The organism is Sphingobacteriaceae bacterium GW460-11-11-14-LB5 (assembly GCA_002151545.1).
GTDB lineage: Bacteria > Bacteroidota > Bacteroidia > Sphingobacteriales > Sphingobacteriaceae > Pedobacter.
Genome location: CP021237.1, coordinates 5,886,839 through 5,910,426, shown reverse-complemented (window position 1 = coordinate 5,910,426; position 23,588 = coordinate 5,886,839). Strand labels below are relative to the sequence as shown.

Annotated in this window: 25 protein-coding genes and 1 tRNA gene; 11 read left to right on the top strand and 15 right to left on the bottom strand. The window is 38.4% G+C overall.

Annotation, left to right across the window (positions count from 1 at the left end):
* Nucleotides 1-48: 48 nt before the first annotated feature.
* Genes CA265_24295 through CA265_24285 form a run of 3 tightly spaced genes read left to right on the top strand, consistent with a single transcriptional unit; the run spans nt 49 to nt 1,329 of the window.
* Nucleotides 49-453 carry a hypothetical protein gene (locus CA265_24295; GenBank protein ID ARS42613.1) on the top strand — a complete coding sequence of 135 codons (405 nt, stop codon included), beginning with the start codon at nt 49-51 and terminating at the stop codon, nt 451-453.
* A gap of 32 nt (nt 454-485) precedes the next feature.
* Nucleotides 486-1,088 carry a hypothetical protein gene (locus CA265_24290; protein ARS42612.1) on the top strand — a complete coding sequence of 201 codons (603 nt, stop codon included), beginning with the start codon at nt 486-488 and terminating at the stop codon, nt 1,086-1,088.
* Entirely contained in the window at nt 988-1,329 is a 342-nt protein-coding gene (locus CA265_24285) for a hypothetical protein (GenBank protein ID ARS42611.1), read from the top strand. The genes CA265_24290 and CA265_24285 overlap by 101 nt, the downstream gene beginning before the upstream one ends.
* 232 nt (nt 1,330-1,561) lie before the next feature.
* Here CA265_24285 and CA265_24280 read toward each other — a convergent pair whose 3' ends face one another.
* Both CA265_24280 and CA265_24275 read right to left on the bottom strand, forming a co-directional pair.
* Nucleotides 1,562-1,963: a cupin gene (locus tag CA265_24280; GenBank protein ARS42610.1), complete on the bottom strand. Its 402-nt coding sequence runs from the start codon at nt 1,961-1,963 to the stop codon at nt 1,562-1,564.
* A gap of 36 nt (nt 1,964-1,999) precedes the next feature.
* Nucleotides 2,000-2,407, bottom strand: coding sequence for a hypothetical protein (locus tag CA265_24275; protein ID ARS42609.1), 408 nt, complete (start codon nt 2,405-2,407; stop codon nt 2,000-2,002).
* A gap of 121 nt (nt 2,408-2,528) precedes the next feature.
* Here CA265_24275 and CA265_24270 point away from each other — a divergent pair, with 121 nt between their 5' ends.
* Nucleotides 2,529-2,738, top strand: coding sequence for a hypothetical protein (locus CA265_24270; GenBank protein ID ARS42608.1), 210 nt, complete (start codon nt 2,529-2,531; stop codon nt 2,736-2,738).
* Between the two features lie 303 nt (nt 2,739-3,041).
* Here the strand turns inward: CA265_24270 and CA265_24265 are convergent, their stop codons facing one another.
* Both CA265_24265 and CA265_24260 read right to left on the bottom strand, forming a co-directional pair.
* Nucleotides 3,042-3,413 (bottom strand): hypothetical protein, encoded by a 372-nt coding sequence (locus CA265_24265; protein ID ARS42607.1) that lies wholly within the window; start codon nt 3,411-3,413, stop codon nt 3,042-3,044.
* Between the two features lie 33 nt (nt 3,414-3,446).
* Nucleotides 3,447-3,523: transfer RNA gene (locus CA265_24260), tRNA-Asn, on the bottom strand.
* Nucleotides 3,524-3,667: 144 nt separating this feature from the next.
* Between CA265_24260 and CA265_24255 the strand changes: the two genes are divergently transcribed.
* Nucleotides 3,668-4,588 (top strand): sugar kinase, encoded by a 921-nt coding sequence (locus CA265_24255; GenBank protein ID ARS42606.1) that lies wholly within the window; start codon nt 3,668-3,670, stop codon nt 4,586-4,588.
* 140 nt (nt 4,589-4,728) lie between these two features.
* On the opposite strand, the gene CA265_24250 is transcribed toward CA265_24255, so the two are convergent.
* The 3 genes from CA265_24250 to CA265_24240 all read right to left on the bottom strand — a co-directional run bounded on the left by CA265_24250 (nt 4,729) and on the right by CA265_24240 (nt 6,579).
* Nucleotides 4,729-4,971, bottom strand: a complete 243-nt coding sequence (locus tag CA265_24250; GenBank protein ID ARS42605.1) for a cytochrome b5 — start codon at nt 4,969-4,971, stop codon at nt 4,729-4,731.
* 389 nt (nt 4,972-5,360) lie between these two features.
* Nucleotides 5,361-6,047, bottom strand: a complete 687-nt coding sequence (locus CA265_24245) for a hypothetical protein (GenBank protein ID ARS42604.1) — start codon at nt 6,045-6,047, stop codon at nt 5,361-5,363.
* Nucleotide 6,048: 1 nt separating this feature from the next.
* Nucleotides 6,049-6,579 carry a hypothetical protein gene (locus tag CA265_24240; GenBank protein ID ARS42603.1) on the bottom strand — a complete coding sequence of 177 codons (531 nt, stop codon included), beginning with the start codon at nt 6,577-6,579 and terminating at the stop codon, nt 6,049-6,051.
* Between the two features lie 240 nt (nt 6,580-6,819).
* Here CA265_24240 and CA265_24235 point away from each other — a divergent pair, with 240 nt between their 5' ends.
* On the top strand, nt 6,820-8,301 hold the full coding sequence (locus tag CA265_24235) for a phytoene dehydrogenase (protein ARS42602.1): 1,482 nt from the start codon (nt 6,820-6,822) through the stop codon (nt 8,299-8,301).
* 471 nt (nt 8,302-8,772) lie between these two features.
* Here the strand turns inward: CA265_24235 and CA265_24230 are convergent, their stop codons facing one another.
* The 7 genes from CA265_24230 to CA265_24200 all read right to left on the bottom strand — a co-directional run bounded on the left by CA265_24230 (nt 8,773) and on the right by CA265_24200 (nt 14,233).
* Nucleotides 8,773-9,303 carry an RNA polymerase subunit sigma gene (locus CA265_24230; protein ID ARS42601.1) on the bottom strand — a complete coding sequence of 177 codons (531 nt, stop codon included), beginning with the start codon at nt 9,301-9,303 and terminating at the stop codon, nt 8,773-8,775.
* Nucleotides 9,304-9,432: 129 nt separating this feature from the next.
* A complete protein-coding gene (locus CA265_24225; GenBank protein ARS42600.1) occupies nt 9,433-10,449 on the bottom strand; it encodes a UDP-N-acetylenolpyruvoylglucosamine reductase in 1,017 nt (338 codons plus the stop codon).
* Nucleotides 10,450-10,490: 41 nt separating this feature from the next.
* On the bottom strand, nt 10,491-10,937 hold the full coding sequence (locus CA265_24220; GenBank protein ID ARS42599.1) for a hypothetical protein: 447 nt from the start codon (nt 10,935-10,937) through the stop codon (nt 10,491-10,493).
* Between the two features lie 70 nt (nt 10,938-11,007).
* Nucleotides 11,008-11,679: a hypothetical protein gene (locus CA265_24215; GenBank protein ARS42598.1), complete on the bottom strand. Its 672-nt coding sequence runs from the start codon at nt 11,677-11,679 to the stop codon at nt 11,008-11,010.
* A 197-nt stretch (nt 11,680-11,876) separates the two neighbouring features.
* A complete protein-coding gene (locus tag CA265_24210; GenBank protein ARS42597.1) occupies nt 11,877-13,031 on the bottom strand; it encodes a hypothetical protein in 1,155 nt (384 codons plus the stop codon).
* 25 nt (nt 13,032-13,056) lie between these two features.
* Entirely contained in the window at nt 13,057-13,746 is a 690-nt protein-coding gene (locus tag CA265_24205) for a hypothetical protein (protein ARS42596.1), read from the bottom strand.
* 52 nt (nt 13,747-13,798) lie between these two features.
* Nucleotides 13,799-14,233 carry a fatty acid hydroxylase gene (locus CA265_24200; protein ARS43112.1) on the bottom strand — a complete coding sequence of 145 codons (435 nt, stop codon included), beginning with the start codon at nt 14,231-14,233 and terminating at the stop codon, nt 13,799-13,801.
* 176 nt (nt 14,234-14,409) lie between these two features.
* On the opposite strand from CA265_24200, the gene CA265_24195 reads away from it, so the two are divergent.
* From CA265_24195 to CA265_24175, 5 genes are all read left to right on the top strand, one after another.
* Nucleotides 14,410-15,021, top strand: coding sequence for a TetR family transcriptional regulator (locus CA265_24195; GenBank protein ID ARS42595.1), 612 nt, complete (start codon nt 14,410-14,412; stop codon nt 15,019-15,021).
* Nucleotides 15,022-15,099: 78 nt separating this feature from the next.
* A complete protein-coding gene (locus CA265_24190; protein ARS42594.1) occupies nt 15,100-16,440 on the top strand; it encodes a transporter in 1,341 nt (446 codons plus the stop codon).
* A gap of 2 nt (nt 16,441-16,442) precedes the next feature.
* On the top strand, nt 16,443-17,510 hold the full coding sequence (locus CA265_24185) for an efflux transporter periplasmic adaptor subunit (GenBank protein ID ARS42593.1): 1,068 nt from the start codon (nt 16,443-16,445) through the stop codon (nt 17,508-17,510).
* 105 nt (nt 17,511-17,615) lie between these two features.
* Nucleotides 17,616-20,810, top strand: coding sequence for an acriflavin resistance protein (locus CA265_24180; protein ID ARS42592.1), 3,195 nt, complete (start codon nt 17,616-17,618; stop codon nt 20,808-20,810).
* 174 nt (nt 20,811-20,984) lie between these two features.
* Nucleotides 20,985-21,788, top strand: a complete 804-nt coding sequence (locus CA265_24175) for a hypothetical protein (protein ARS42591.1) — start codon at nt 20,985-20,987, stop codon at nt 21,786-21,788.
* A 494-nt stretch (nt 21,789-22,282) separates the two neighbouring features.
* Here CA265_24175 and CA265_24170 read toward each other — a convergent pair whose 3' ends face one another.
* Nucleotides 22,283-23,488 (bottom strand): MFS transporter, encoded by a 1,206-nt coding sequence (locus CA265_24170; protein ARS42590.1) that lies wholly within the window; start codon nt 23,486-23,488, stop codon nt 22,283-22,285.
* Between the last annotated feature and the right edge of the window lie 100 nt (nt 23,489-23,588).

Sequence of the window (23,588 nt, the reverse complement as noted above, 5' to 3'; positions counted from 1 at the left end):
TTGTTTTTGTTGTGGAGTCCTAAAAAAGGTTGACCAAATCTTAACAAAATGGTCAATAATAATTTAAAAAAATTGCAACGTTCACCCCGGAGTTACAGTGAAAGTTTCAAGCGATTAGTGGTAGAGGAGTACGAGAACGGTCATTTGAATAAAGACCAGTTGCAACGTAAATACGATATCCGCGGAAATCAGTGTATTCAGAATTGGTTACGAAAATATAGTAAATTAGCCTATCCAAGATATAAAAGCATTGGCAGGCCTATGAAGGACAACGATCAACAGCGACTCAAAGAGCTTGAGTTCGAGTTAAAGCAAGAGAACAAGGCATTGGAAAAGAAGTTAAGGGAAGCAGAACATCAGCTTTCCATGTACAAGAAATTTGTTGAGATCGCGGAGCGGGAACTGAACATCGAGATCCGAAAAAAGTCTGGCGCCAAGCAGTTCAAGAAATAGCACTTTTATCCAGTAAGAACACTATTACTAAGTTGTGCAAGCTGTTTGGCTACACGAAACAGGCTTTCTATAAGGCAAGATCCAATAGCTCAAAAAAGACTGTTGCAGAGCAGGAGATCAAAGAGATGGTCCTGAACATTCGACATAAGCTACCGCGGACCGGGGTCCGTAAGCTGCATGTGATGTTACGGGAAAGCATGTCCCGCAAGAACATGTGGGTTGGACGCGACAAACTTTTTGGGATATTAAGATCACAGCATCTGCTGGTCCAACGGAAACGCAAGTATACCAGAACAACTGATTCGAAGCACTGGATGAGGAAATACCCCAACCTAACTAAGGACCTGGAACTAACCATGCCTGAACAGCTATGGGTTTCAGATATAACATACCTACAAACGGTTGCAGGAAATGAATATCTGCATCTGGTTACCGACGCAGGCTCGAAGCTAATAATGGGGTATGAAGTCTGTGGCGATATGAAGGCTGTGTCTACGAAAAAGGCATTGGAGATGGCCATAAGCAAGAGGGAGTATGAGCATCAGCTCATCCACCATTCTGACAGGGGACTACAGTATTGCAGCTATGATTATATCAGGCTTTTATCGCATAACAACATCACAATCAGTATCTGAAAATGGTGATCCATATGAAAATGCAGTCGCAGAAAGAGTCAATGGGATTTTAAAGGACGAATTTGGATTGGATGCAGTCTTTAAGGGGAAAGCCCAATTATATAAACAAGTGCACCAGGCGATTGAATTATATAACCAGATGAGATTACACTCTTCAGTAAATATGTTAACGCCGAGGCAAGCGCACTCAAAACCTAAGATATTTGTAAAACGGTGGAAGAAAAAAGAACCATCAAAATAGATTTTAATGGTTCTTTTATTTTTATAATTTAGTAAAATAAATAGTCAACTTTTTCAAGGACTAGACATGTCGCGTCCACTCAAACGTCCATATAAAGTTTGGATAAACTTCTCGCCAGCCCTAATCGCAAAAATTGATGAAAATCTTTTACAATAATGGAACCATACTGTTCTTAATTTAAAACATCACAAAACAGAGCCTATTTATTGACACCTTAATACCCGAGAGTCTCTTACTTAACTACTTCATTGTATTCTTCGTTGGATACTGGACTCAGCCAGGTTACCTGTGTCTCATCCTTGAAATTTGTAATAGCAATGTGAACCATTTTCATTGTAGCGGATGCACCGTGCCAATGTATTACATTTTCAGGAATATTTACCACGTCACCTTTCTTTATCGGTTGTGCCCTACTGCCTTGTTCCTGATAAAAACCATTACCTTCAATAACTATCAGCACCTGACCCTTCGGGTGGATATGCCAATTGGTTCTTGCTCCAGGTTCAAAGGTTACGCTTCCAGCCGAAAATTCATTGTTCTTGTCTTTGCTGACTAATGGGTATAAAAAAGCATTGCCGGTAAACCAATCATTGGATAACGGTTCACCTATAGGGAATATTTCTGTGTTGTTCATTTCGAGTAGTTTAAGATTTATATTTCAGTTGAAAAATCATTGCTTTGAAAGCACATTCTTAATTTCAATACCAATTGGGGCAACTTCAACAAGATCGAGAGACTTAACCATTTTTAAGGTGCCATTTTTATATTTCAAGAAATGCTTAGTTTTTAAGTGTATTTGATAGGCCTCTTCATTTGCGTAGACCTCAAAAACAGTAACATTTCGGGGATTAGACTTGTCATAAACCGCTTGAAGTGCCAATACACCCGGTTCTAATAAGACTGCATCTTTTGCATGTTCAGCTAGTGCGGCCTTATATTCTTCAAGATATTGAGGATAGACTTGTATTTTTGCGATACGAAATTTTCGATCATTATGCTGTGCATTGGCTGTTTCTACCATTGTAAATGAAATAAAAATTAAAACGAACAAATTCAGCATTGGGTATTTTCTTTTCATAGATTCTATTTTAGTAAATGGGCAGGATACGACTTAATTAATTAATATAACAATATACTTTTATTATCTAACAGTTGTTTGGAGTACATCCATTTATTAAGTTTCAAACAAAACAACCATAATGAAAAATCAAACCACAAGATCTCTTTCTACTAAAAAGGTAATCGAATACTTCAAAGCTAAAGGCACGAATCTTTCAGAAGAGGAAGCAGAAAAATACATTGACTTAATTTATTTCTTTTCAAAACAGGCATTTAACTATATAATGCCAGCAAAACTTGCAATCCTATGGAATTTAACGGCATCTAACCAAAAAAAGCCGGGAATGTAGATTATAACTTATTCGCTAGGAAGATTTAGTAAAGCAAGTTTGAGATTTTTGAATGCTTTAAACAGTATGGGTGTGGATATTGTACTCGAACCAAAATAATCCTCTATTTACTGTATTAACCATTTGAAAATCAGTTAAAAACAAAAACGCCTTTACGATAACCTGAAAGGCATTGGCTCCCTCTGCTGGGTTCCCTTCGCCTGCGCTCAGAATAACTTCTCGCCAACCCCAAACGCAAAAAACCCACAACTTTCGTTGCGGGTTTTGGCTCCCTCTGCTGGGCTCGAACCAGCGACCCTCTGATTAATCCCGCACATGCGGGACTCTAACCAGCTGAGATAAGATTCCTGTTAACTCACTACCTTCAATAAGTCTTTCTATTAAATTTCTGCTTTTCTGTCTTTTTATAAACCGTTCGATCTTGACCGCCTCTGCCTTTAGATTACCACAGGCGTATACTACTTTTAAAACCCAGGGGCGGTGCTTAGCGGTAAAGGTCAAATGCTTTGAGGTATTATGTTCTTCCAATCGCCTGATAAAATCGTTCGTATGGCCAATATAATAAACATTGGAGCCCTCGGAGTATAGGATGTAAATAAAGAATTCCATAAAAATCTTTAAAAATAAGAAATCTGTTCCTTTGCTGGACGCCCATAAACTTCTCGCCAGTCCCAAATGCAAAAAACCCGCAACTTTCGTTGCGGGTTTTGGCTCCCTCTGCTGGGCTCGAACCAGCGACCCTCTGATTAACAGTCAGATGCTCTAACCAGCTGAGCTAAGAAGGAGTACTGGTCGTTTCCTAAAACGAGGTTCTCTGTACTTTGTGGCACACATAGCCTTGTTCGTTTTGGGAATGCAATATTAGGGCTTTTAAATTATTTATGCAATATTTGCAGTGAAAAATTTTAAAAAAAAATTAATACATAGATATGAGCCTGATAATCATAGGTACTGTAGCTTTTGATGCTATTGAAACTCCTTTCGGAAAAACAGATAAAATTGTAGGTGGAGCGGCAACTTACGCCAGTTTAGCAGCTTCTTACTTTTATAATAAAGCAAAAATTGTAGCAGTAGTGGGTGATGATTTTCATCAATCAGACATCGACACCTTCACCGCACACGGTATTGATACCGAAGGACTACAGATTAAAGCAGGTGAAAAATCATTTTTCTGGTCGGGAAAATACCATAACGACATGAATAGCCGCGATACTTTAATTACAGAACTGAATGTATTGGAAAATTTCGACCCGATTATCCCGGAGAGCTATCAGGACTGCGAATACCTGATGTTAGGCAACCTAACCCCACAGGTGCAGCAAACGGTAATTAAACGCCTTAAAAACCGCCCGAAATTAATCGTAATGGATACCATGAACTTCTGGATGGACATTATGATGGATGATTTGTTGGAAACCATTAAAATGGTAGATGTATTAACCATTAACGATGCTGAAGCACGTCAGTTATCAGGCGAATACTCGTTGGTTAAAGCTGCTAAAAAAATCCTTGCAATGGGGCCTAAATACCTGATTATTAAAAAAGGCGAACATGGTGCATTGTTATTCCACGAAGACCAGATTTTCTCTGCTCCGGCTTTGCCTTTGGCAGAAGTATTTGATCCAACTGGCGCCGGCGATACTTTCGCAGGAGGTTTTATCGGTTATTTGGCTAAAGTGGGCACAATCAACTTCAATAACATGAAAAACGCCATCATTTATGGCTCAGCATTGGCTTCTTTCTGTGTAGAAAAATTCGGAACAGAGAAGTTATTAAATTTAACGGATGAAGAAGTTGCTGCAAGAATTCAGGAATTTGTAAGCTTAAGTGCTTTTACGATTGAAGTGTAATCAGTTAACAGTTTTCAATAGGCAGTTTCCTGTTTCGTACTGCAGATAAATTGAGCTGCAGGTTTAAAGATGAATTTCTTTTAAATCTGCAGTTTTTTTATAGAGTAAAATCTTCGCTGAACAATCTACGCTTATTAAAATCAATTGGGTGAAACCAATATGGCTATCGGTACGAAATTTTCGAAAACAGCTTCGGTGTGGGGTGCATCGGGTAGTTCGTCGGTTAAATCCTGACCGGCCCAGTGTTCATAATGTTTACCGTTCCGCCACAGCCTGCTATCGGTCATATCGTAGATCAAGCCTTTATAAGCCACCCATATTTGAGGTTTGTCTTGGCCGTTGCGTAAGGCGAGTTGCTGCTTGGTATAGCTGGGTAAATCCATTTAATTAATTTCGGGTTGAAGATAAACAAAAAGGTTTTTAACCAGATAAGAAATTTAAGTATCATATAAGCTTATATTACCTTCGATGCCTTACATGCTTGATTAGCTATTGTTTTTGGAGCGCAAGTTCGCTACAAAGCACCAAGTTACTTCCCGTTTTACGCTTATACGCTTTCCCGAAACTTCGGGATACCTCTTTGCTGCAGGGTAACACTTCAACCGGGGCTAGGTGACCCTAGCAGCATTTCATTTGCTGGTTTACAAGGCACAACCCCTTGTCCGTAAACACGATTGGAGCGAACACGAAGTGCAACGGAGTAAAGCGTAAAGCGGGACTGCCAGCCTCCAAGAACCACAGACCAATCATTTCCTAATTTTTAAACACTCCTTTAAGTTCTTTTAACGTCCTTGCTTTTAAAAACTTCGTAGAGGTAAATATTCATCAACAACAGCCCCATTAAATAAAAATGATCCTCAAAAGGAATAGTACCTACTCTAAAACCAAGGTTTTGCTGATCGTTATACATCACTACAGGAATAGAAGTTAAAAAGCCGTTTACAATATAAAAGGGAATCAGCGAAACCAGGTAGGCCCTGTAGAATTTGTACATAAACCTGAACTCCACATTCACATATTCAACATAGGCCAGCACCATAAATAAAAAGCCAAAATTGATCAGCGTATACCACCTGTTATAACCAAAAAATAAAATGGCTACACAAAGCCCCAGGAACAAATTACTGACGGCCAGACTGTACTTTTGCAGGTTGTTTTTAGGAAAGTAGGCATTTAAACATTCGTAAATAAATACACAGGCATAGGGAACAGTTAAAAAGAACAGGATCTCTTCTAAGGGTAATCCCAAAAGATTTACCCCAATAAGGTAATCGGGATTAAAAGACCATACATTGAGTTTGGTAAACAGGATATCCCAAATTAAAAACACCAGACCTGTAATGAGTATTGCAGGGAATACAAATTTCCATTTGCTAAAAAAATGCACCTTTTTATCGAACGACAAAACCAGGGGAAAGAAAATTACGCCAAGATTAATCAGCAGGTAGGTATAATTCATACTAAAGGTGTTTTGTTAAAATTTTAACTTCAGCTGGCGTACATTTTTTACTGTCGATCATAAATTTAGCTACGTTTTTAACCAGCTCGCGATCGGCAAGACCAAAATTTTCATTTTGATAATGTTTAACGATCTCTTTTTTATCCAGTGCTAAATCTTTGCTGAAGCCGAGGAAGGAAGGGGTATAAAATTCAATCGAAAACCGCATAAAACGGATTTCCATATTTTCTTTATCCATATCAATTGCTTTTTGCATGGTTTTAAGGGATCGGCTCACATACCTGATCTTGTTGTATGGATTCCATGAGTGCTTGGCTTTAAGCGCCTCTAATGTGCCGGTATAGCCGGTTATCAGTGCGGTTTTATTGGGCAGTTTGTTCAGCCTGGTAAACAACGAGTCGGTTAGCCTGGAGTTTTCTACCGCCTTAACCATATTCGTTTTTAATATCGAAATTTCCTGAGCAGTTAACTGAGCGTAAGTAACATGGCTTGCTGCCAATAGCAGAAAAAATATAATGCGTAGTTTAATCATGAGTTTAGGCAAAGGTAAGAAATCTATCAGGAGTTCTCTTTGCAGATATTCACGCTTAAACATTAAGAAATTAAGGGCATTAAGATAATCCCGCTTAACTTGCTTAACTCCTTAATGGCAAAACCTATGTTTTATTAATCGCCTATACCCTACATGCTTTAAAGATTTTGCATCAGGTGCAGAATAATAGAATATTAGAATAACAAAAACAAAACGCAATAAAATTCCTTTATTTACACCATGGAGAAAAAACCCACGGTTACCATTATCGGCGCTGGTTTTGCAGGTTTGGCTGCGGCAGCTTTATTGGCTAAAGATGGTTGCGATGTTACAGTTATCGAGAAAAATGAAATGGCTGGCGGCAGGGCCCGGAGCTGGCAAAAAGACGGTTTTCTTTTCGATATGGGCCCAAGTTGGTACTGGATGCCCGATGTGTTTGAAAACTATTACAAGCTTTTTGGCAAAACAGCTTCTGATTTTTATACACTAAAAAGGTTAAGTCCTTCTTACCGGATTTATTTTGGCAAAAAAGATACTATTGATGTTCCGGCAACATTAGCTGATTTATACGCTTTATTTGAAAAGCTGGAGCCAGGAAGCAGCAAAAACCTAACCTATTTTCTCGATCAGGCCAAATACAAATACGATGTGGGCATGAATGAATACGTTTTTAAACCCTCGCACAGCGTAATGGAATATTTCGACCCAAGGTTAGCCATAAGCGGTATTAAACTTCAACTTTTGGGCAATATGCGGAAACATGTGCACCATTTGTTCAAAAATGATCGCTTGAGAAAATTGTTAGAATTCCCGGTTCTGTTTTTAGGTGCCACGCCACAAAATACACCGGCTTTATACAGTTTGATGAACTACGCCGACCTTGTATTAGGCACCTGGTACCCCATGGGTGGTATGCACAAAATTGTAGCCGCCATGCAACAAATAGCTGAAAGCGAAGGCGTAAAATTTATTTTTAATACCGAAGTAACCAAAATTGAAGTAACAAACAACCTGGCAGAGTACGTAATTACGAATAAGGGAAATTTTAAAAGCGACTTTGTGGTCGGCAATGCCGATTATCACCATATCGATCAGCATCTTTTTGATAAACCTTACCGCAATTACAGCGAAAAATACTGGGACGAAAGAACCATGGCGCCTTCCTGCCTTTTGTTCTATGTGGGATTAAATAAAAAGCTGAACAACATATTACACCATAACTTATTTTTTGATGAAGATTTTGATCAACATGCTGAAGAAATCTACACCCATCCGCAATGGCCGTCAAAACCGCTATTTTATGTATGCTGTCCTTCGGTAACAGATAAAAGCGTAGCACCGGAAGGCTGCGAGAATCTTTTCTTTTTAATTCCGGTAGCACCTGATTTAAAAGATAGCGAAAGCAAAATGGAAGCATACTTCAATTTGTTAACCGATCGCTTTAAAAATTTAACCGGGAATGACATTCGTGACCACATTTTGTTTAAGCGCAGTTATGCCATGAACGATTTTGTAGCCGACTACCATGCTTTTAAAGGAAATGCGTATGGATTAGCAAACACTTTGAAACAAACTGCTTTTTTAAAACCTAAAATGAAAAGTAAGGTAACGAATTTTTTATACACCGGACAATTAACCGTTCCGGGGCCTGGTGTACCACCTGCAATCATCTCCGGGCAAGTGGTAGCAAAAGAAATAAAAAAAAAGTTAAAAAAAGCTTGACAAATTTAAAATTTCCCTTATCTTTATAACCACAAAACAAAAACACTGCAAAAAAGCTTCAAAACACATAATCGTTCGGGGTTTGCATTTGTTTCGAAATAAGAGAGAAGGCGAATTGTTGAAAGAAAAAATAAGAATCAACTAACCAAATATATGATAAGCAAATAAGGCCTGAATTTTTCAGGCCTTTTGCTTTTAACAACATTTTGGTAATGTCCTTTTTAGAGTCCAACCGTCACCCTTAGTTTCGGTTTATCGTATACCATCAATACAAATAACAGATAGATTTAAAAGTATAAAATATTCCTATGTCGTCATTTCGAGCAGAGTGCAACACAGTCGAGAACCACGTAGTGCTCAGCGAAGCTAAATTTATCAAGACGGATCTCTCGGGATGACGTGTCTCTTGTGGGAATAAAAACAAAAAAGGCCCAGATAAATCTGAGCCTCTAGTTTTTCGATGGATGTATCTTAAGCCACTTCTGATGTGGCAATTTCTTTAGAATAGGTTTTTAGATATTTTTTAAGAATTCCTCTTGCTACGTGGATACGCGTTTTTACGGTTCCAATCGGAATAGCTAACATATCTGCAATTTCGTGATATTTATACCCTTCAAAATAACGGATAAAAGGCACATAATACTCTTCTGGTAATTGTGAAAGCGCTTTATCAATATCGCCCAGCACAAATTTACTTTCAGCCTGATTTTTAGTTGCACTATATGAAAGGTTTGCAGAAGAAATATCCTCACTCTGCGTAATTAAAGTATTGGTTTTCACCAGTCGGCGATAGTTATTAATGAAAGTATTTTTCATGATGGTAAACAACCAACCTTTTAAATTCGTACCCTCTTTAAACTTATTGTAATAAGTGATCGCTTTCAGCATGGTATCCTGAACCAAATCATTTGCGTCTTCTGCGTCTTTAGTAAAATTTAAAGCATAAGATCTAAGCGATACCGAGTGATGATTAACCAGATGATTGAATTCAAATTTTGTCATGATATTTAGCTTTAGGTAGTTAAAAAAACAAATGAGTTATTGTCCATTCGCTTAAACCTAAACAAACTTAGTACCAAAATTTTCTGGCATGGGGCCAAAAGCGCGCAACTACCTGAGGACGAGCTTTCGTCACAGAATATTTACTTCTCTTTCTAAAGTGACTCCAAAAGTAGACTTTACACTGTCTATAATCTGTTCAGAAAAATTGTACACTTCTGTGCCAGTTGCCTGTCCGTGGTTAACTAAAACCAAAGCCTGGTTTTTCCAGGTACCGGTTTGGCCCACTACTTTACCTTTCCAGCCACATTGTTCAATTAACCAGCCTGCTGCCAGTTTAATTTTATCATCAGCTGTAGCATAGTGTACCACATCGGGGTGTTTGGCCACAATATCGGCAAATTCGTATTTTTCGATTACCGGATTTTTAAAAAAACTGCCGGCATTACCAATAGTAGATGGATCGGGCAATTTGCTTACGCGGATATGCGATACCGCAGCAGAAACATCGGCAATATTTGGCCTTTCGATTCCCCTGTTTAGCAGCTCGGTTTCAATTGCACCATAGGAAGTATTAATTTTTGCTTCTGCCGACAAACGGAAAGTAACTGCCGTAATAATATACTGACCTTTTAGCTCACCCTTGAAAATGCTTTCGCGGTAACCGAAGTGGCAATCAGCATAACTAAAGGTTTTGATTTTTCCGGTTTTGATCTCAAATGCAGTACAGCTTTCGAAAACATCTTTAAGCTCTACCCCATAAGCACCAATATTCTGTATGGGTGATGCACCAACCGTACCAGGGATGAGGCTTAAGTTTTCTACACCTGCAAAATGATGGGCAACACAATAGTTCACAAAATCGTTCCATACTTCACCGGCGCCGGCTGTTACCAAAACCTTACCGTCAATAGCGCTAGACTGAATACCCTTAATGCTGATTTTAACAACTAACCCGTCATAATCCTGAGTAAACAGTACATTACTTCCCCCGCCAATAACCAGAAGTTTTTGAGATTTTACGATCTCTTGCTTAAACAATTTAATTAAATCTGCTTCAACGCTTATTTCGGCGAAATAACTGGCCTTAACATCGATACCAAACGAATTATAGGGTTTTAACGAAATATTTTCCTGGATTTGAAGCATGTTGATTTTGTGTTATGCTGCAAAAGTAAAATAAAAAATAGTTAAGGAACGATTTTGGTAATCCCCTTATCAAAATTAAAACTTAAAACTTCTGGTTTCTCTCCTTCAACACCTACATTAGAAAGTGTCCAGCCTATAAAAGTGGGTTTGATTTTGGCCAGGTCTAAAAGGCGGTATCTTTCTTTTGTGAGTTTCGCACTAATCAATCCTACACTATCCGATTCAACCTGACTCAAATGTTCGATTTGACTCTCCAAAGCAGCTAAGGTAATATCCAGTTCATTTCCTTTTTTTAGGCTATCGGCATAAGCCTGAGGGGAAATATTGTAAAGGCTATCCAATTTGGAGCCATCAAAATTCAATTCCTGAGGACTATTTTCATATTTAGATTCGACAAGTGCAACCGCACGGTCTCTATCAGTCTTTTTTCCGCATGATGTAATGGCAAGCAGCGATAAAAGGGCAAAGGCATAGTAAATTTTTCTCATGGCATAGGTTTAACAAAAAAGAGCAAGCATCCTGCCAAAAAACGAAGAGCATATAACCTGATAGAAAGCTTTATTTTTTTTTCTTATCTATTTTCTCTTTAATCTCTAATCCCTCCTTACTTTGCTTCAAACGGGTAGAAAGTGCCCCATATAACTCTTCGGGGGTACCAAAATCAGGCCCTTTCAAAGAACTTGGAACATTGATATAACTCACAGCCCAGACCACTTGGGTAAGTGCCACTGGCGAATCAGCATGTTGTTTAATGAAAGCTAACAATGTCCTATCTCTAAGTGCCTGCTGGGCATCCTTGGTTTGCTGAAGATAAACCCCTCCACTAATTATCTTCGCAGGTTCCAAATTGTAAGGATTTTCAATATCCAACTTAACATCTTCCAGAAAAATACTTTTCAGATTAGCACTGCCACCCACATACCAAACCTTTTGTTTTATTTTGGCCTTTACTTCAGCTAAAGTAATATCGCCACGTTCATCGATAAAGATAAACCCGTTTCTTAAAAGTTGTCCTTCTAAATCGGATGTAGCCGATAATTGAAAATGATTCCCCTCCATTGGCCTGACCAAAAACAAATTTGCTTTTCCGGCTACTGGTGCCATACTGACCAGGTAAGCAAATTTTGCGCTTTTAGGATTTTGGACCACCCCCTCTACTGTGAATTTGATGGTTTGTGAATGCAGCGAGCCTGCGAAAAGTAGTACCAGGCAAAAAATAAGGTTTTTCATCAGCTTTGTATTTATAACATAAATATAAAACTAATTATTTAGTTAAAAAATATTTTAATCATTTTTTATTAATCCTCTCTTTACAAACAGCAGCCCAAAAGCCTTTCCTTTCTTGCTGCCACTAACCCCTACAATTAAAGAAAAAATATTAGACCTAAAAAAATCTTTTTTTTTGCAATACCTGATTCGATTTTAAATTAGTATTTGAAAATCTTTTTTAGCGCGGTTTCTAAATCTTCGCCGCGTAAATCACGACCAACAATCATACCTTTTGGATCAACAAGATAATTTACAGGTATGGCTTCGATGTTATAAATCTTCTGCGCGATATTTTTAAAATCACTCAATTGAAGCCATATCGCTACCTTATCTGTTTTAACAGCTTCAATCCAATCTGTTTTCCGTGATAATTCGTCTCTCGTTATGCTAATGATCTGAAATCCCGATTTTTTATACTTATTAAAAGCTTTAATAAGGTTAGGGTTTTCTGCCCTGCAAGGCGTACACCAGCTTGCCCAAAAATCGACCAATACATATTTCCCTTTAAAATCATTTATACTATAGATTTTGCCGGCAACATCAGGTAATGAAACGTTTTTCATCATGTTACCCACTTTGAGTTGTTTTTCTAGCAATATTGTATTGATTAATTTTTTTGCTGAAGGGAGCGCCTTTATTTCAAAACTTAGCGTATTTAATAAAGAATCAATTTCTTTTGGTTTAGTTACGATTCTTGAATTGCCATGAGGCCTGTCTGCATACCTCCAAAGTGCGTATAAGCCTATCGGAGAATTGGCATTTGATTTTATTGCAGGTAAATAAATATTTTGGTCAAGTGCAATGTCTACTGAATCTCTTATTTGCCAAATCTTCCGCTCAACATCGGCTATTTTTTGATTTTCATAATTGACATTACTAACCAATGTTTCCGCTTTTTTTGAAAAAGCCTTAGCGTGTTGATCAAGTTCAATTATACCTAATGCTATTTCCGTATATTTTTCCGGAATTTTTGGAATCAGATCATTACCGAATGTAATATCATAACTCCCTGGCGTCATCCAAAAACTATTTGTGGTAAACTTCTTATCTTTCCAATAAAAATCCAATGTTAAGTTTAATGGTTCGGCAAGTTCAGTTTCGTAAGTAAAAACCTGATTTCCAACTATGATAGTATCAATTTTTCCATTTAATCTTGCCAGGTCATATCTTTTTATTACAACTTTCAATGGCTGTAAGCCAAGTGAATTAAAATCAGATTTTAATCTCAACATACCCTTTACCGCTTGCTGAGCATTTACAAAGGTTACAAAACTGATTAATGTTGCAAGAATGAATAAATACTTTTTCATCATTTATAAAATACGACTAGCAATTCAATTATAGTTTAGCCTTGGCATCAATACTTTCCTTCAATTCAATTCCTCGTTTACTATTTTTTAGCTTGGGCGAAAGTTCATTAAACAATTCACTTGGCGAACCCCAAAGGCTAATAAATCTGTCTCTATGAGCAGCATCAAACAGGGAAGTGGTTTCTTTAACACAATAATATGATATTGGAGAATCTGGATATTTCTTTATAAACGAGATCAATTGCCTGCCCCCCGCCCTTATGGCCATTTTATATTCATCATCTTGTTTTGTTAGGATTCCGCCATCAATAACTTTAGATTCTTTTGTTTTACCATATTCATCAATGGATAAGGTTAAATTTTCCAGCACCAGAAGCCTTGCATTCCTCCTACGTCCCGTTACCCAAATTAAATTCCTGAACTTTGACAGCGCTTCTTCTTTAGAAATATTCCCTCTTTCTTCAACAAAAACACTGGCATACTGATAATCTTTACCCTCGAGATCGAATGTTCCGGAAAATTCAAATTTGCCATCAACCACTGGTGTAACCATAAATATTTTCTCATTCGAAATTGGGACCTGTTGAGATATCGTGGTTAAATAAGCATACTTAATGCTATCTGTATTTGCGACTACACCCTTAATGGTAAATTTAGTGATTTGGGCACTTGCTGATGACACCATAAAAACCAAAAGAATGAATAAGTACTTTTTCATATTTATCTATTTAAAAAGTAAATATAAAACTAATTACTTAGTTAAAAATATCTTAATCATTTTTTATTAACCCTCTCTTTACAAACAGCAGCCCAAAAGCCTTTCCTTTTTCCTTACCTCTGTTTTTATGATGGATTTTATGTGCTTTCCGTACCGCCTGCAAATAGGCGTTATTACTTTTAAAAGTTTTAAACCTTCGGTGTACAAACCAATCGTGTACGACGAAATAAATCAGGCCATATAAAGTAATGCCTAAACCAATAAAAAATCTATTACCGAAATGATCACGATCTATATACATTAAGAATAAGGATAGTGCTGCAAACAGAACAGCAAACAAATCGTTCCATTCGAAAAATGATTTTGCCTTCTGGTGATGGCTTTTATGCATAGACCATAGCGGGCCATGAAATAAATACTTGTGCATAAACCACGACAAACACTCCATGGAAACAATGGTTAGCAGCACAATAAAGATGTTGATTATTACAGACAAGATTTCTAAATGATTGGTTTGTAAAGATATATAAACAGACAAAGAAGCAAAATTATGTCATAAAATTGTAAGCTTAATGCGCTTTTCAACAAACCTTTCCTGACAAATGATTTTTTAGCACTATTTTTGACTAAAATATTAAAAAAGTCAGAAAGTAGAAAAGTAAAATGATTGTAGCCGATAAAAAGAGAGAGCAAATTATTGATGGTGCTATAAAACGCTTTATCCATTTTGGTATTGGTAAAACCACAATGAACGATATAGCAGAAGACCTTTCTGTTTCCAAACCATCGCTTTATTATTATTTCCCGGATAAGAAGCATTTAATTATTGGAGTGATAGAAAGGGTATTTAACGACTTCTTTGAGTTGATCAAAAAGAAATATAATCCAGATCAGCCCTTAGAAGACATCCTTTTCAGTACGATAGAAGTGAGAAACACTTTCTTTCAAAAGTATTACATGTTAAGGATTACCGAAGGCATACCTGATTTATTGAACGACGATGTGATTAAAGGCAAGTTACAAGCCCTAAAAAGCTCAGAAAAAGATTTCTTCGCTGAGATTTTTAGCCAGGCAAAAGGAAAGGGAGAAATTGAGCACGATGATACTGCACATGTTGCAGAACTTTATCTGGAAAGTTTGATGGGCCTATGCACCATGTGTATTATGGAAACCGGAAAAGACCTTTTTCCCGATAAAAAAGCACTAAATAAAATGACACTGAAGCAAAAAAACCTCACCACCATATTTGTGAGGGGTTTAAGATGTTCAGACTGAAATACGGCGACCGAAACAATGGTAAACGGGCCGCAAATTTTAAATAGATAAGAACCCAAAAACAAAAAACAATACATTATGCTTAGAGTAAAAATGGTAAAATTAATGCTCATACTTATTATCGGCTCGGCTTTACCGCAGCTGGTAGTTGCTCAGCAGCAAGTTACCTTAAAAGATGCGCTAACCTATGCGCTCCAAAACAATAACAAGGTTCGTAAGGCGAAACTGGATATTGAAGGCGGAAGATACAAGGTTGAGGAAGTAAGGGCCCAGGCCTTGCCTCAAATTACAGGTACTGTCGGATTAACCTATAACCCAATTATTGGGCAATTGGTTGCCAATTTTGGTGGTCAAACACAGGCAATTAAATTAGGCCAGAACTGGAATTCATCTGCTGGTGTTCAGCTATCGCAACAATTGTTTAACCAACAGGTTTTTACAGGCTTGCAGGCAGCCAGATCAAGTGAGGAATATTATAACCTTACTTCGCAATTAACAGAAGAACAGATTATCGAACTGGTTGCCAATAATTATTATCAGGTTTTGGTAAACAGACAGCAACTTAACGTAATCGATACCAACATCAAAAATGTTAAGATTGTAGAGAAAATTGTTTCGAACCAATATAAAAATGGTTTAGCAAGAAAAATCGATGTCGACAGGATTATGGTAAACCTAACCAACCTGAACACCCAGCGCGAGCAGGTGATCAATGCCATTACCCAATTGGAAAATCAATTGAAATTTTCGATGGGGATGTCGGTTGCGACTCAAATTAACCTGCCTGCTACTGAGTTAACCGAAGTAACTACTTTGCCTGTATTTACCGATTCTATCGATCTGGCAAACCGAACAGAGGTTAAACTTTTAAACAATCAGGATAAACTGTTATCACTCCAAAGAAAAGCTTATGTAGCCGAGTATTATCCCTCACTGGCTTTAACCGGAAACTACACCTATTCGAGTCAGAGTGATAGCTTCGATTTCTTAAAATCGAATGCTGCTGCAATTGGATATGGTGCATCAGCGGTTGGTTTAACCCTAAGAGTGCCTATTTTTAATGGCTTTTTAACCCGCTCAAAAATCCGCCAGGCAGATGTTGATATTAAAAAGGCAAAAGAAGACAGAAGAGAATCTGTAAACGCTTTAAACCTGGCTTACGAAAATGCGAAGATCCAGCTAAGAAACAATTTAAACACCATTAAATCGCAGCGTAAAAATGCCGATTTAGCGCAGGAAATTTACAAAAGCACACAGAACAATTATAACAATGGCTTAGCTTCTTTAACCGATCTGCTGGATACAGAAAATGCACTTACATCGGCACAGAACAGCTATACACAGGCTTTATTGAATTACAAGATAGCCGAAATACAATTAATAAAATCAAACGGAAATATTAAATCGCTAGTACAATAGAAATGAAAAGAGTAATTACCATCATTATCGTAGTTGTTGTTGCCCTTGGTGCAATAGCTTATGTTTTAAGCAACAATAAAAAGAAGAACGAAGAAAAAACTGCTTTCATTGCTAAAGGTGGTGGCGCTGTTGCCGTTCGTGTTGCTCAAGTAGAGAGAAAAGCTGTGAATTTAGATTTCAGTGCAAACGGAAACTTTATTCCTAAACAAGAACTTAACTTCTTATCAGAAAATGCAGGTCGTGTTACGGCTATTTATGTTGATGAGGGTGACCGTGTAAGCAAAGGGCAGGTTTTAGCCCGTGTTGATGCCGAAATTATCAATACCGACAGAGAAACTGCTGAGGCTAACTACCAGAATGCAGTAAGAGATGAGGCCAGATACCAAAGCTCATTCTCAACTGGTGGTGTTACTCAACAACAGTTAGATCAGGCTAAACTGGCTACAAGAAATGCAAAACTTCGCTTACAGGCTTCGCAAAGAAGATTAAGTGATGCTAATATAAAATCACCTATTAACGGTATCGTAAACAAAAGATATATCGAAGTGGGTGCCTTTGTAAATACGCAGGGTACACAGTTATTCGAATTGGTTGATGTTTCTAAATTAAAACTAAAAGTAAATGTGAACGAATCGCAGGTGGCCAATCTTAAAATCGGCGATCAGATCGACATCAAATCTTCGGTTTTCCCAACGGATAATTTCTCCGGAAAAGTAACTTTCATCGCTGCCAAAGCCGATGCAACTTTAAACTTCCCGATCGAAATTGAAGTAGAGAACAGTCAAAAAAACACTTTAAAAGCCGGTATGTACGGAACTGCCATATTTAAATTCCCTAAACAGGCGCCAAGCATCCTTATTCCACGTACATCATTTGTAGGTAGTGTAAGCAGCAACCAGGTTTTTGTATTGGATAAAGCTAACAATACGTCTAAAACCCGCAATGTGGTAGCTGGCCGTATTTTAGGAGACAATGTTGAAATTCTTGATGGCTTAAAAGAAGGTGAAACTGTAATCACCAGCGGACAGATTAACTTAACTGAAGGTACTGCCGTTAGTATCGTAAAATAGTCCGGTTGGCTGTTTTCAGTTTACAGTTTGTCACCCTGAGCTTATTTGCACTGAGCGAGTCGAAGTGAAGGGCCAATATTTACGCAAAACGCAATACTAATTAAAATGAAGATAACAGATATATCTATAAAAAGGCCTTCGCTGGTTATTGTGGTGTTTACCGCACTGACCCTGCTTGGGCTACTAAGTTACTTTTCGTTGGGTTATGAATTACTTCCAAAATTCTCTAACAACGTAGTATCTATTTCGACCATCTACCCTGGTGCTTCACCAAACGAGGTTGAAAATACCGTAACCAAAAAGATTGAGGATGCGGTATCATCGATGGAAAACATCAAGAAAATAAACTCTGTATCGTTTGAGAGTTTATCTACGGTTACCATCACCTTAACTGATGCAGCAAACATCGATATTTCCTTAAATGATGCACAAAGAAAGGTAAATGCCATTCTTTCTGATCTGCCTGAGGATGTAAAAACACCATCATTGAGTAAATTCTCTCTGGATGATTTACCTGTAATTACCATGTCGGCATCGGCCAATATGGATGATATTACCTTTTACGATTTAATTGATAAACGTATTGCGCCGGTAATTTCGAGGGTAAGTGGTATTGCACAGGTAAACCTGGTTGGTGGTTCGGAACGCGAAATTCAGGTTTCGTTAAATGCTGATAAATTACAAGGTTATAACCTTTCTGTTCCACAGGTACAGCAATTAATTTTAAGCTCTAACTTAGATTTCCCTACAGGAAGTGTTAAAACCCAAAACCAGGATGTATTGATCCGTTTATCGGGTAAATACAGAAGCATGGAAGAGTTGAGAAACCTGGTTTTAACGACCACTAAAGATGGGGCTCAAATCCGTTTAGGTGATGTGGCCGACGTTCAGGATTCGCAAAAAGAAACCGAAAAACTGGCACGTATCGATCGTAAAGCGTCTATTGCTATTCAGATCATTAAACAAAGTGATGCGAATGCGGTAGAAGTGAGTAAAGGTGTACATGCCATTATTGCCAAATTAAAAACTGAATACGCAGCAAATAAATTAGACATCAGAATTGTTAACGATAGTTCAATCTTTACCTTAGAATCAGCTGATGCGGTAATCCACGATTTAATCCTGGCGGTTATCCTCGTGGCTTTCGTAATGCTTTTCTTCCTGCACAGTTTACGTAACGCGTTAATTGTAATGGTATCGATTCCGGTTTCATTAATCGCTACCTTTATCGGAATCAGCTTATTTGGTTTTACCTTAAACTTAATGTCGTTATTGGGACTATCACTCGTGGTAGGTATCCTGGTGGATGATGCGATTGTGGTACTGGAAAATATCCAGCGTCACATGGAAATGGGTAAAAACAAGGTAAGGGCAGCATCTGATGCGACAAGAGAGATCGGTTTTACGGTTGTATCCATTACCTTCGTAATTGTGGTGGTGTTCTTCCCGATTGCGGTAAGTACAGGTTTGGTTTCGAACATTCTACGTCAGTTCTGCATCGTGGTAATTATAGCTACCCTACTTTCATTAGTGGCTTCATTTACCATTGTACCATTGATCTTCTCTCGTTTCGGTAAGTTAGAACGTATTGAAGGTAAAAACCTGTTCGGCCGTTTCATTCTTTGGTTCGAAAAACAGTTAAAGAAATTTACCCTTTGGATTACCAGTATTTTAACATGGTCGTTAAACCACAAAGCCTTAACATTAATTATTGTTGTGGTGATGTTCTTTAGCTCATGTGGATTATTAGTAGGTGGTTTTATCGGATCGGAGTTCTTCCCTAAATCAGATAAAGGGGAGTTCCTGGTGCAGTTAGAGTTACCAAAAGATGCTTCTTTAGAGCAAACCAACTTCTTAACGCAAAAAGCAGAAGCTTTCTTAGATAAACAACCAGAAATTACACAATTAATTACTACTGTTGGACAATCGACCGGTGATTTTGGTGGAACACAGGCTACTGCTTATAAATCGGAGATCAACGTGAAGCTTGTTGAACGCGATCAGCGTGAAGGTGTTTCTTCTGATATTTTCGCCACGAAAATGAGCCGTGCTTTGGCTAAAGAATTAATTGGGGCAAAAGTAAAAACCGTTCCGATCAGTATTTTGGGTATTGCAGAAAACGCACCAATCCAGTTGGTGGTAATGGGTTCTGATTTAGATAGTGCCCTAAAATATGCCGAAGGTGCGCAAAAAGTACTTGCCGCTATCCCGGGTGCAACAGAGATTAAATTATCGGTAGAAAAAGGAACTCCTGAGATCAACGTTCAGGTAGACCGCGATAAGATGTCGGCTGTTGGCCTAACTTTACAAACCGTAGGTTCTACCATGCAAACGGCCTTTGCGGGTAATACCGATGGTAAATACCGTAAAGGGGAGTACGAGTATGATATCAATATTCAGTATCAAAACTTTAACCGCCAGAACATTGATGACGTTCGAAACCTGATTTTTGTAAATAGCGATGGTAAACAGATTAAGTTATCACAGTTTGCAACCATTACTGAAGGTTCAGGCCCGAGTCAGTTAGAGCGTTTAAATAAATCTACTTCGGTATCCGTTAAGGCCCAGTCAATTGGTAGACCAACAGGAACTGTGGTTGCTGAGTTCCAGGCAAAACTAGAAGAGCTGCAAAAAAATGGCAAACTTAAAGCCCCAATTGGCGTAAGTTATAGCTGGGCGGGTGATCAGGAGAACCAGAGTGAAGGTTTTGGTACTTTAGGTATCGCTTTACTGGCTTCGATCATATTGGTTTATCTGATTATGGTTGCGCTTTACGATAGTTTTATCTATCCGTTAGTGGTAATGTTCTCGCTGCCTTTAGCGGTAATCGGCGCATTGTTAGCCTTAGCTTTAACCAATAACTCAATCGGTATCTTCACCATTTTAGGTTTAATCATGTTAATGGGTCTGGTAGCGAAAAACGCGATTATCCTGGTCGATTTTACCAACCACTTAAAGGCTGAAGGTAAAGAAACCAAGGAAGCGCTTGTTTTGGCCAACCACGCACGTTTACGACCAATCTTAATGACCACCATCGCCATGGTATTCGGTATGCTTCCAATTGCGCTGGCAAGTGGTGCAGGTGCCGAATGGAAAAATGGTTTGGCCTGGGTTATCGTAGGTGGATTAACCAGTTCATTATTCTTAACCTTAATTGTGGTACCGGTAGTGTACTTAATGTTCGATAGAATGTTAGAGCGCCTTGGTTTCAACAAAAAAGGAAAAACCATCGATGAGTTAATGGTGGAACCATATGATCACAAAGATGTTAACGAATACGATTTAGATCACGGACATTAATAAACATCCAGATTAACAATCAATTTAGCCCCGACCCCAAATCGGGGCTTTTTTATGGCCTTTCAAAGAAGTCAAGTTTTAAAAACTTGACTTCTTGTCATTTGTTTCATGCCCAGATAATTATACAATGTTGTCTTCAAACAAATTATGCAGCAACATTGTATATTAGGCATTATGTTTAAATTCATTTTTAGCCTGTTCCTCATTTGTTCCACCCTTTTGGTTAAAGCACAACACCCGCCAGTTTTCCCTGCAATGACTTCCGATTCGGTATTCGTTAAGGTGGCAAATCTGAATATTACACTGGTAAAGTACAGTTACAAACCCAATGGCATTAAGTTTTTAGTCGTTCACGACAATGAAGATACTGGTGTGAAAGCAGGTTTTGATTATATCCGCTGGAGCGGCGGCGAGCTCATCGACAGTCAGTATGGTAGCGTTAGAGACTATTATTTCACCTATATGGATGATCAATATCGTATAGACCCCAACGCCATTTACACTGAAGTAGGCGTAAAAACAAGGTTAAAAAAAGATCTTTTCAGCTCAAACGAAGTTGAAAAAGCAATCCTTAACGCGGGCAAACAGATCGTTGATTTTTACAATCCAAAAGCGACCGGTTATTTTTTAACACTACATAACAATGCCGATGGTGGCTTCGGTATTTCCTCTTATTTGCCCGGTTACGATTTAGCCAGCACGGCCGACTCCGTTTATATCAACTTCCAGATGGATGGCGATGATCTTGTTTACGTCACCGAGCCAAGGTTATTCAGCAGTTTAAAAAAGGCGAATGTAAATGTAATTCTTCAATCTAAATTTGTTTCCAACGATGGTTCGCTTTCGGTTTATGCCATGCAAAATAACATTCCTTATATTAATGTAGAGGTACAGCATGGGCATCAGGACGAAAACTTAAGGTTAATCGAGCTGGCTATTGCAGCCCTGAAAGAACATGGATTGGTGAAGAAAGAGTAGAATACAAGTAATAAGCGAACTCCGTAGCAATGAGTGCGTTTCAAATGACAGCAGTGTTTTAAAATTAGGAAATGATTGGCCTGTGGTTCTTGGAGGCTGGAAGTCCCGCTTTACGCTTTACTCCGTTGCACTTCGTGTCCGCTCCAATCGGGTTTACGAACAAAGGTTTGCGCTCCATTTTACCCTACAAATGAAATGTTGCTCTGGCCACGTAGCCCCGGTTGAAACATTACCCTGCAGCAACGAGGAACGAGGCAGCGAAGCGTAAAAGTGTAAAACGGGAAGAAACTTTTTGTAATGTACAGGTATTGCGCTCCAAACGAAAAGTAGTGTTTTGAAATTAGGAAATGATTAGCCTGTGGTTCTTGAAGGCTGAAAGTTCCGCTTTATGCTTTACTCCGCTGCACTTCGTGTTCCCGCCAATTGAATTTACGAACAAGGGTTTGTGCACCAAATGAAAGAATATTTCACTTATTGCTTATCCTCGTTAACACCTAATTTATTGCTTTTATTTTTGTGATCAGGAAAGTAATCAGCAAACCAAAAACAGAAATAATCCCGAAAGAATAACGCAGGCTTGATAGTTGCGATACATAGCCTATTAATGGCGGGCCAAATAAAAATGCAAAATAACCAATGCTCGAAACCATGGTGATGGCTTTACCAGCGGGCACTTTTTTATTGTTACCTGCTATGCTGTATACCATTGGCACGATACTCGAAACACCCAGACCAATAAGCATAAAGCCAAAAATGGCGACGATGATATTTGGAAATATGACGGCAAGCGCCATCCCTATTGATATAATGGCACCACTAATTTGCAGGAGATTTTTCCGCCCGAATTTACCGATTAAAAACACCCCTAAAAACCTGCCACTGGCCATCATAAACATAAACGATGCATAACCAATAATGGCCTTATTATGCGGTAATTTCACAACATCTTCGAAATAAATAGCGCTCCAATCGAACATGGTGCCTTCGGTGGCCATGCTACAAAAGGCAATAACACCCAGCAACACTAAAATACCCTGCGGCATGGTAAAAAACTTGGTCTTCTCCACCACGGCATCTGGTTTTTTATAGTTCAGTAACTTTTTCCGGTTAAAGGCAACATTGCTTAAGGATAGCAGTGCAATAATCCAAAAATGGCTATACATACCTAATTTTAGGTTAACCAGTCCGAGCGCAATTAAAGCCCCGGTTAAATTACCAATACTCCAGGCCCCATGGAAAGAACTCATAATCGGTTTGCCGTAATAATTCTCACCTGCAACACCCTGCGTATTTAAAGCGATGTTACAAAGGTTACCAGTTATACCAAACAGCACTAAAAAAGCAGCCAACTGCCAACCGGTTGTGGCAAGTGCTAAAAAAGTTAATGCAATTGCATAAAGCGGTGCAGTTGCCACAAGCATTTTCTTACTACCAAAATGAGTGGTCAGTTTTGCCGAAAAAAACATTGTAATAATCTGCCCTGCGGGCAATGCAAAAAGAATGGAACCTAATTCTGCATCGTTCAGGCCCATCGACGCCTTAAAAGTTGGTATCCTGCTGGCCCAACTGGCAAAACAAACCCCTTGCATAAAGTAAAAGGCAGATATGGCGAAACGTACTTGTTTTGGAGAGCTTTGCGCTAATACAGGTTTATCTTCTTGTTTACTTAAAATGCCCTGTTCTTGCCTGCTTTCTTCCAAAGTGATGTTTTAAATTATAAAATGAACTACAAAGTTCTTTAAATCTATTGGAAATACCGACAGGTTTTTAACATTTTATCAAAATATTTACAGCTCGCCT

What these genes read in the sequence shown, in the direction of transcription:
- CA265_24295 (ARS42613.1), top strand. Translation starts at nt 49, where the DNA reads ATGGTCAATAATAATTTAAAAAAATTGCAACGTTCACCCCGGAGTTAC.
- CA265_24285 (ARS42611.1), top strand. Translation starts at nt 988, where the DNA reads ATGAGCATCAGCTCATCCACCATTCTGACAGGGGACTACAGTATTGCA.
- CA265_24280 (ARS42610.1), bottom strand. Translation starts at nt 1,963, where the DNA reads ATGAACAACACAGAAATATTCCCTATAGGTGAACCGTTATCCAATGAT.
- CA265_24275 (ARS42609.1), bottom strand. Translation starts at nt 2,407, where the DNA reads ATGAAAAGAAAATACCCAATGCTGAATTTGTTCGTTTTAATTTTTATT.
- CA265_24270 (ARS42608.1), top strand. Translation starts at nt 2,529, where the DNA reads ATGAAAAATCAAACCACAAGATCTCTTTCTACTAAAAAGGTAATCGAA.
- CA265_24255 (ARS42606.1), top strand. Translation starts at nt 3,668, where the DNA reads ATGAGCCTGATAATCATAGGTACTGTAGCTTTTGATGCTATTGAAACT.
- CA265_24250 (ARS42605.1), bottom strand. Translation starts at nt 4,971, where the DNA reads ATGGATTTACCCAGCTATACCAAGCAGCAACTCGCCTTACGCAACGGC.
- CA265_24245 (ARS42604.1), bottom strand. Translation starts at nt 6,047, where the DNA reads ATGAATTATACCTACCTGCTGATTAATCTTGGCGTAATTTTCTTTCCC.
- CA265_24240 (ARS42603.1), bottom strand. Translation starts at nt 6,579, where the DNA reads ATGATTAAACTACGCATTATATTTTTTCTGCTATTGGCAGCAAGCCAT.
- CA265_24235 (ARS42602.1), top strand. Translation starts at nt 6,820, where the DNA reads ATGGAGAAAAAACCCACGGTTACCATTATCGGCGCTGGTTTTGCAGGT.
- CA265_24230 (ARS42601.1), bottom strand. Translation starts at nt 9,303, where the DNA reads ATGACAAAATTTGAATTCAATCATCTGGTTAATCATCACTCGGTATCG.
- CA265_24225 (ARS42600.1), bottom strand. Translation starts at nt 10,449, where the DNA reads ATGCTTCAAATCCAGGAAAATATTTCGTTAAAACCCTATAATTCGTTT.
- CA265_24220 (ARS42599.1), bottom strand. Translation starts at nt 10,937, where the DNA reads ATGAGAAAAATTTACTATGCCTTTGCCCTTTTATCGCTGCTTGCCATT.
- CA265_24215 (ARS42598.1), bottom strand. Translation starts at nt 11,679, where the DNA reads ATGAAAAACCTTATTTTTTGCCTGGTACTACTTTTCGCAGGCTCGCTG.
- CA265_24210 (ARS42597.1), bottom strand. Translation starts at nt 13,031, where the DNA reads ATGATGAAAAAGTATTTATTCATTCTTGCAACATTAATCAGTTTTGTA.
- CA265_24205 (ARS42596.1), bottom strand. Translation starts at nt 13,746, where the DNA reads ATGAAAAAGTACTTATTCATTCTTTTGGTTTTTATGGTGTCATCAGCA.
- CA265_24195 (ARS42595.1), top strand. Translation starts at nt 14,410, where the DNA reads ATGATTGTAGCCGATAAAAAGAGAGAGCAAATTATTGATGGTGCTATA.
- CA265_24190 (ARS42594.1), top strand. Translation starts at nt 15,100, where the DNA reads ATGCTTAGAGTAAAAATGGTAAAATTAATGCTCATACTTATTATCGGC.
- CA265_24185 (ARS42593.1), top strand. Translation starts at nt 16,443, where the DNA reads ATGAAAAGAGTAATTACCATCATTATCGTAGTTGTTGTTGCCCTTGGT.
- CA265_24180 (ARS42592.1), top strand. Translation starts at nt 17,616, where the DNA reads ATGAAGATAACAGATATATCTATAAAAAGGCCTTCGCTGGTTATTGTG.
- CA265_24175 (ARS42591.1), top strand. Translation starts at nt 20,985, where the DNA reads ATGTTTAAATTCATTTTTAGCCTGTTCCTCATTTGTTCCACCCTTTTG.